The organism is Prescottella equi (assembly GCF_002094305.1).
GTDB classification, from domain to species: domain Bacteria; phylum Actinomycetota; class Actinomycetes; order Mycobacteriales; family Mycobacteriaceae; genus Prescottella; species Prescottella equi.
Window position 1 is genome coordinate 228,389 of record NZ_LWTX01000008.1, and the last position, 6,744, is coordinate 235,132.

At 68.0% G+C, this 6,744-nt stretch carries 6 protein-coding genes; all 6 read right to left on the minus strand.

The annotated features are described in order from the left end of the window. Positions 1-13: 13 nt before the first annotated feature. Positions 14-889 (minus strand): SDR family NAD(P)-dependent oxidoreductase, encoded by an 876-nt coding sequence (locus A6I89_RS19390; protein ID WP_022594962.1) that lies wholly within the window; start codon positions 887-889, stop codon positions 14-16. Then, positions 886-3,087, minus strand: a complete 2,202-nt coding sequence (locus A6I89_RS19395; protein ID WP_022594961.1) for an acyl-CoA dehydrogenase family protein — start codon at positions 3,085-3,087, stop codon at positions 886-888. Before A6I89_RS19395 ends, A6I89_RS19390 begins: the two co-directional genes overlap by 4 nt. 6 nt (positions 3,088-3,093) lie before the next feature. Continuing rightward, positions 3,094-3,957, minus strand: a complete 864-nt coding sequence (locus A6I89_RS19400) for an amidohydrolase family protein (protein WP_022594960.1) — start codon at positions 3,955-3,957, stop codon at positions 3,094-3,096. Then, positions 3,954-4,814: an SDR family NAD(P)-dependent oxidoreductase gene (locus A6I89_RS19405; RefSeq protein WP_022594959.1), complete on the minus strand. Its 861-nt coding sequence runs from the start codon at positions 4,812-4,814 to the stop codon at positions 3,954-3,956. The genes A6I89_RS19400 and A6I89_RS19405 overlap by 4 nt, the downstream gene beginning before the upstream one ends. Beyond that, positions 4,811-6,046, minus strand: coding sequence for an amidohydrolase family protein (locus A6I89_RS19410; protein WP_005514329.1), 1,236 nt, complete (start codon positions 6,044-6,046; stop codon positions 4,811-4,813). Before A6I89_RS19410 ends, A6I89_RS19405 begins: the two co-directional genes overlap by 4 nt. A 195-nt stretch (positions 6,047-6,241) precedes the next feature. Next, positions 6,242-6,744 (minus strand): DegT/DnrJ/EryC1/StrS family aminotransferase (locus tag A6I89_RS19415; RefSeq protein ID WP_175278992.1); only part of this gene is annotated, 503 nt, incomplete at its 5' end.

A 6,744-nucleotide genomic window follows, 5' to 3' on the forward strand; every position in this document is an offset into this window, starting at 1 on the left:
GGCAGCCTAATCGTCAACCTGTCACCGCCGACTCCGGCTCCGGCGACGGGGTCGTCAGATACCCGCCCAGCACGTCGCGCAATTCGTCCTGGCTCCACCGCGACGCCGAGCGCAGGCTCGTCTCGACGGCGGGCGGCGTCATCACGTCGATCCGGTCCCCGTACGCGACCAGTACTCGACCGTTGACCGACTCGGCGGCTGGTGAGGCGAGGTAGACGACGAGCGGCGCAACGTGTTCGACCGACAGCGGGTCGTCTCCCCCTTCCGGACGCGGCCCGAACACGTCGCTCGTCATGGCCGTGCGTGCCCGGGGACAGATGGCGTTGGCCCGCACACCGAAGGCCTCGCACCCCCGGGCGGTGGACATCGTCAGGGCGACGACACCTGCCTTGGACGCCGCGTAGTTGGCGGCCCCCGGCGGGCCGGACGCGTACGCCTCCGACGACGTGTTGACGATGCGCGCGTAGACCGGCGCCCCACTGTCCTTCGCCCGTCGTCGCCAGTGGTCGGTCGCCGCGCGCGTCGTGAGAAACGTGCTGCGCAGATTGACCCGCAGCACGGCGTCCCACTCGTCGGCGGACATGTTGAACACCATCCGGTCCCGAATGATGCCGGCGTTGTTCACCAGGATGTCGAGGCGGCCGAAACGTTCCACCGCGAGCGCGACGAGCCGGTCCGCGGTGGCCTGCTCACCGACGTCACCCACACACGTCACGACGGACCCGCCGGCGCTGCGGATCTCCGCAGCGACGTCTTCGATCCGGGAGCTACGGGCGTTGATCACCAGGTCGGCACCCGCTTCCGCGAGGGCGAGGGCCTCGGCACGGCCGAGCCCCTCGCTGGCTCCGGTGACGATCGCGCTACGACCACGCAGGAGTCCACCGGTCATCGTGGTTCCCGTGGCAGCCCGAGGATCTGCTCCGAGATGACGTTGAGCTGGATTTCGAGCGTGCCGCCACCGATCAGCAGCTTCGGCGTGGCCAGGTATGCCTTGGCCGCGCGCCCGCCACCGGTGACGTCCGGGCCCAGGCCGCCCAGGGCGGCCTCCGGCCCGAACCATTCGAGCACCTGCGCCGTCGCATCCGTGATGTGCTGCGCAGACGCCGCCTTGAGCGCACTCGCCTCGACACCCGGGTTCAGACCCGACAGCCGCTTGAGGACGCTGCGATGCGCGAGCGCATCGAGGGCCCCGGTGGTAGACGTGATCCGACCGAGCGCAGGCAGCGCGTCGTGCCGAGTGTCCGGGTCCAGCGTCCGCGCCACCTCGACCGGATCGAAGCGGTACCCGCTCGCAACCGGGGTGTTTCCCATCGCGACCCGCTCGTTCGCCAGCGTCGTGCGGGCCACCTTCCAGCCCTCTCCGGGCGCACCCACCAGGTCGGCGTCGGGAACGAAGACACCGTCGAGAACGACCTCGTTGAACATGCTGTCGCCGTTCGCCTCCCGCAGCGGCCGGACTTCCACGCCCGGCGCCGACATGTCGACGAGGAAGAAGCTGATGCCCCGATGCTTGGGGGCGTCACGGTCGGTCCGCGCCAGGCAGATGCCCCAGTGCGCCTCGTACGCCTTCGAGTTCCACACCTTGTTGCCGTCGATACGCCAGCCTCCGTCGACCTTGGTGGCGGAGGTCGTCAACGACGCCAGATCGGATCCCGCGCCGGGCTCGGAGAACAGCTGGCACCAGATGATCTCGCCGCGCAACGTCGGAACAACGAGTCGTTCCATCTGTTCCTCGGTGCCGTACTCGAAGATCGACGGCAACGCCCACTCACCGATGACGGTGCTGGGTTGGGGAACTCCGGCGCGATCGAACTCCTCCGCGAGAATCAGCTGAGCGGCGGTATCGGCGCCCAGGCCGTACGGCTCGGGGTAGTGCGGCGCGACCAACCCCCGATCGGCGAGCAGCACCCGAGCCGCCACCGGGTCGAGTGCTGCGGCCTCGGCGATCGTCGCCGCGACACCCGCCCGGAACTCCGGCCGGTCCGGAACCCCCAGCACCGCTTCCCGTTCGGTGGTCAGCGCCAGTTCACCGGCGCGGCGGGCCCACGCGTCCTGCGAACCACCGAGCGCGAGCAGGCTCACGACACGTCGCCAGTACAGGTGGATGTCGTGCTCCCAGGTGTTGCCGATGCCACCGAGCAGCGTGAGCGCCTCGAGTACCACGTCGACGGCCTCGCGGCGCACCACCGTCGCGGTCCGCGCGGCCGCGAGTGCCAACTGCTGCCGGTCGCCGCTGTCCGCGGCCGACACGGCGTCCCACACCGAACTGGTCATCACCTCGAGCCGGATGAACAACTGCGCACACTTGTGCTTGATCGCCTGGAACGAGCCGATGGGGCGCCCGAACTGCTCGCGGATCTTCGCGTACGCCAAGCTTGTCTCCTGTGCCCACCGGGCGACGCCGACGGCCTCGGCGCACTGCAGCACCGCGGCGATCGCCGCGACCTCGTCCGCCCCGGCGCCGAGGACGTTCTCGGCCGGGATCCGGGTGTCGGACAGGCGCACCCGGCCGAGGGCGCGGGTCAGGTCGACGCCTTCTTCGGCGAGGACCTCCACACCCGCGTCACTCGCCGACACGACGAACCACACCGGACGCTCACCGGACTGCCCCGCCAGCACGAGGATCTCGGCACCCGGAGCACCGAGCACTGGTACCGTCTCGCCGCCGGCGACCACTTCGTCGCCGTCGCCGTCGAGGGTGACGGTCCCCGTCCCCAGCGCCACCGCGGCGGTGGCGCCGCCGGCCAGTCGCGGAAGCAACGCCTTGCGCGCCGCGTCGGTCCCGTGGGACTGGATGACGGCGCTCGCGGTGACCGTCGGCAGCAACGGTCCGGGGATCAGCCCGTACCCGGACTGCTCCAGTGCCACCGCGAGTTCGAGCAGGCCCGCACCCGCCCCGTCGTACTCCTCGGCGAGGTGTAGCGACGGAATACCCATACCTACCAACTGTTCCCAGAAGGCGGGCCGAGCACCGCGCGCGAGGTCGTCGAACTGCCCGCGTGTCCGTTCCACGGGAGCCTCGCGGGCCGCGAACCGCGTCAGCGAGTCGGCGAGCGCGTCGTGATCTGCTCCGATACCGATCGGCATGTCCGATCAACCTTTCAGTTTGAGCACCTTGCGGGCGTTCTCGTGCAGGAACTTCGGCCACACCTCGTCTTTGAACGGCACGCTCGGCATGTCGCCGAAGATCCGGTCCAGGGTCAGCCCCGCAGGGAAGTAGCCGGCGTAGATGATCTTGTCGGCGCCGCGCGTGTTCGCGTAGTCGACGATCGCCTTCGGGTAGTGCTTGGGCGCGAACGCCGAGGTCGAGTAGTAGAGGTTCGGCCATTTGATCATCAGTTTGACGGCCAGATCCTCCCACGGTTCGCAGCCGTGCCGCGTGACGAACACCAGATCCGGGAAATCGAACATGACGTCGTCGATGAGTTCGACGTGCTGGACCGCCGACTTCAGTCGCGGCCCCGCGATACCTGCACACGCGAAGATCGGGATGTCGAGCTCGACGCACTTTGCGTAGATCGGATACATCTGCGGCGCGTTGAGCGCCACCTGAGGGAACGTGCCCGCGGCGAACGAACTCACCGAGAGGATGCCGAATTCCTCGTACTCACGGGTCATCCGGGCCAATGTGCCCATGATGTCGTTGGGATCGACCGCCGACCCCTGCGGCACGAATCGGTCCGGGAACATGCGGACGGCGCGCTGCCCGGATTCCTTGGCCATGCTGACCATGCCGATCTCGATGCCGTGCTTGTCCATCTCGTGCAGCGTCACCGAGATCGGATCGTCGGTCGCGAGGTCCGGCACACCCTTGAACATGTACTGCGCGGGCATGGTGAACTCGTCGTTGCTCTCGCGGTCCTTCGTCTGCCGCGTGATGAACGCGTACTCGTCGTAGCCGGCCTCCCGGAAACCGATGTGCGTGTCGACAATGGGGATACCGTCGTAGGGCGTCATGCGTTCTGCTCCTTCGCGATAGGCCTGCCGTGGAGGTCCCGGACCGTCAGCCTCTCACGCTCGAGGATGTCCAGACTCGCCTCGACGTTGCCGGTGTAGTGCGGTGCGGCGTCGCACAACCACGTCACCGCTTCGACCATCTCCTCGAGGGATTCCGGAACGAACCACTCGGTGCCGACCATGTCGGACGCCACCGACATCGCGCCGGCCGTGGCGACCGCTGATCGTGGCCGGACCGCGTTGACCCGGATGCCGGTGCCGTTCAGCTCGGCGGCCAGGCCGGCCGTCATCCGGTCCTGGGCGGCTTTGCTCATTCCGTACAGCGCGGTGCCGTGGATGTCGGCATCCAGATCGGTCTCGCCCTCGGGCAGTGGTTCGACCGGACGGATCCGTGCGGTACCGCTGGTGATGTTGACGATCCAGCCCTCACCCCGCTCCCGCATGCCCGGGATCACCCGCTGCGCGAGGTCGAGCGGCGCATGCACGTTCACCTCGAACGTCAGATGCGCACGCTTGGCCGGGTAGCTCCGCAACGGCTGGAAGATCGCGGCCGCCGCATTGTTGACGAGGATGTCGATCGGTCCCCCCAGCGCCTTCTCCGACTCCGGGACGATCCGCGCCCGGGAGTCGGGATCCTCGAGGGCTGCGGGGACGATCGCCACGGTGCCCCCGGCCGCACGGATCATTTCGGCCGTCCGGGCAAGGGTGCCGTCGAATCCGCGATCGGGCTCGTCGACCGTGCGCGCCACGATTGCGACGGCAGCGCCCTCTGCCGCGAGGCGTTTCGCGATGCCGGCGCCGATACCTCGACTGGCTCCGGTGACGATCGCACGCCGGCCGTCCAGACGGCCGGTCATACGCCGAGCTCCGCCTCGAGCTGGTTGGCGAACGACTCGCGCAGGAGAACATCGTTCGGCTCGTCGGGCAGTTCGGTGAGCGGCTGCGCAACCTCGGACGGGGTGGGGCCGTACTTCGCCGCCAGCGGGGCCAGCGCGTCCAGATCGAAGTCGTACAGTTCGGCCGCGTTGGCCGCGAAGAGCTTCCGCAGCTCCGCCTCGTCAACGTCGTGCATGACCTGACGGATGCACTCGCGCGTGAACGGGTACGTGCCCTCGTTGTGCGGGTAGTCGCTGCCCCACATGAACTTGCCCTCGCCGAGGGTGTCGCGCGTGGCCATGTCCTGCGCCGACGGCATCGTGGCACCGACCCACACGTTTCGCCGGAAGTACTCGCTCGGACGCAACGGCAACTGCTCGTCCTCGCTGTAGAACAGCTCGCCGATCCGCCCGGTGCGCTTGACGCGCAGATCGACGGTGTCGAGCTGGCGCATCAGGTCCGGAGCCCACGCGCAGCCCTGCTCCGACACCGCGAACTTGAGCTTCGGGAACCGTTCGAAGACACCCGAGAGGATCATCTGCACCAGCGGGCGCATCGAGTAGAAGCCGACCTCGTTGATGTAGAGCAGCGACGACGTCTTGTAGCGGCCGTAGTCGGGCAGGCCCGTGCCGGCATGGCTGTTCACCGGAACACCGAGGTCCTCGCAGACCTTCCACAGCCGGTCGTACTCCGGGTCGTACAGCGGCTTGACCCACTTGACGTCCGGCGCCAGGTTCGGGAGCAGGATGCCGCCGCGCAGTCCGTTCTCCTTGACCCACTCGACGTCCTTGATCGCCTCGTCGACGTCGTTGAGGAATACCTGCGCGACGCCGGCGCGCTGGGCGGGTGCGTCGTTGCAGAAGTCCTTCAGCCAACGGTTGTGCGCCCGCACGCCCGCGAGTCGCTTGTCGAAGTCCTCGGCCCGCGGCGGACCGGCCAGGACGGCGGCACTCGGGAAGAACGGAGGCACCGTGTTGGGGAAGAGCACCTCGCCGACCGTGCCGTCACCCTGTGTCTCGCGCAGGCGACGTTCGTTGTCCCAGTTGCGGGTTCGGCCGTCGTCGACGAGGTCACGGTAGGGGTTCTTGTACTTCCCGCGCCACGCGTCGAACTCCTCGTGCCACTTCGATTCGAGGTACGAGCGGTAGGTGGCGTGATCGGCGCCGGCGTGGCTGTCGGCAGAGATGAGGATGTACGGGGTTTCGTTCGTCACTGTGAGACTCCTGATCGACGGCTTGATTGAAACCGTGTTCTATGCGCTTGCATCGAGAGTAGCGCGGATCATGTCCATGTCAAGACGAAGGTTTGAACTGAGATAGAACCACGTTCCACGATCCGATCGCGGTGTTGACCGGAAACGCCACGAGCCCCCGGCCGGGAGGCCGGGGGCTCGCACAGAGACGGGGTGCTACTGCTTCGCAGCCGCGAACTTGGAGGCGAACGCGTGGATGCTGGCGACGACGTGGTCGAGTTCCTCGTCGCTCATGCCGTGGCTCATGCCGAGCGACATGCCGCGCTCGAACACCTCGTCCGCGAAGGGCAGCCCGCCCTCGGGGATGCGGTACTCGACGCCCTGCATCATCGGGTGCCGGGTGACGTTGCCGCTCCAGACCGTTCGGGTATCGATGCCCGCCCCCTCGAGCGACTCCTGCAGGTCCCCCCGCTCGAAGCCGGCGTCCTCACGGATGGTCACCGGGTAGCACAGCCACGCGGTGTAGAAGCCCTCCAGCGGCTTGGGCAGGCGGAACAGATCCGGGTAGGCACCGAAGGCCGCGCTGAACGCGTCGAAGATCTGATGGCGGCGCTTGTAGTTGACCTCGAGCTTGCTCAACTGGACGAGGCCGAACGCCGACCCCAGCTCCGACGGCTCGAAGTTCCACGGCAGGACGTCGAAGATGAAGTCGTTGTCGT

Coding starts and splice junctions, on each gene's coding strand:
- A6I89_RS19390 (WP_022594962.1), bottom strand. CDS start 889: ATGACCGGTGGACTCCTGCGTGGTCGTAGCGCGATCGTCACCGGAGCC.
- A6I89_RS19395 (WP_022594961.1), bottom strand. CDS start 3,087: ATGCCGATCGGTATCGGAGCAGATCACGACGCGCTCGCCGACTCGCTG.
- A6I89_RS19400 (WP_022594960.1), bottom strand. CDS start 3,957: ATGACGCCCTACGACGGTATCCCCATTGTCGACACGCACATCGGTTTC.
- A6I89_RS19405 (WP_022594959.1), bottom strand. CDS start 4,814: ATGACCGGCCGTCTGGACGGCCGGCGTGCGATCGTCACCGGAGCCAGT.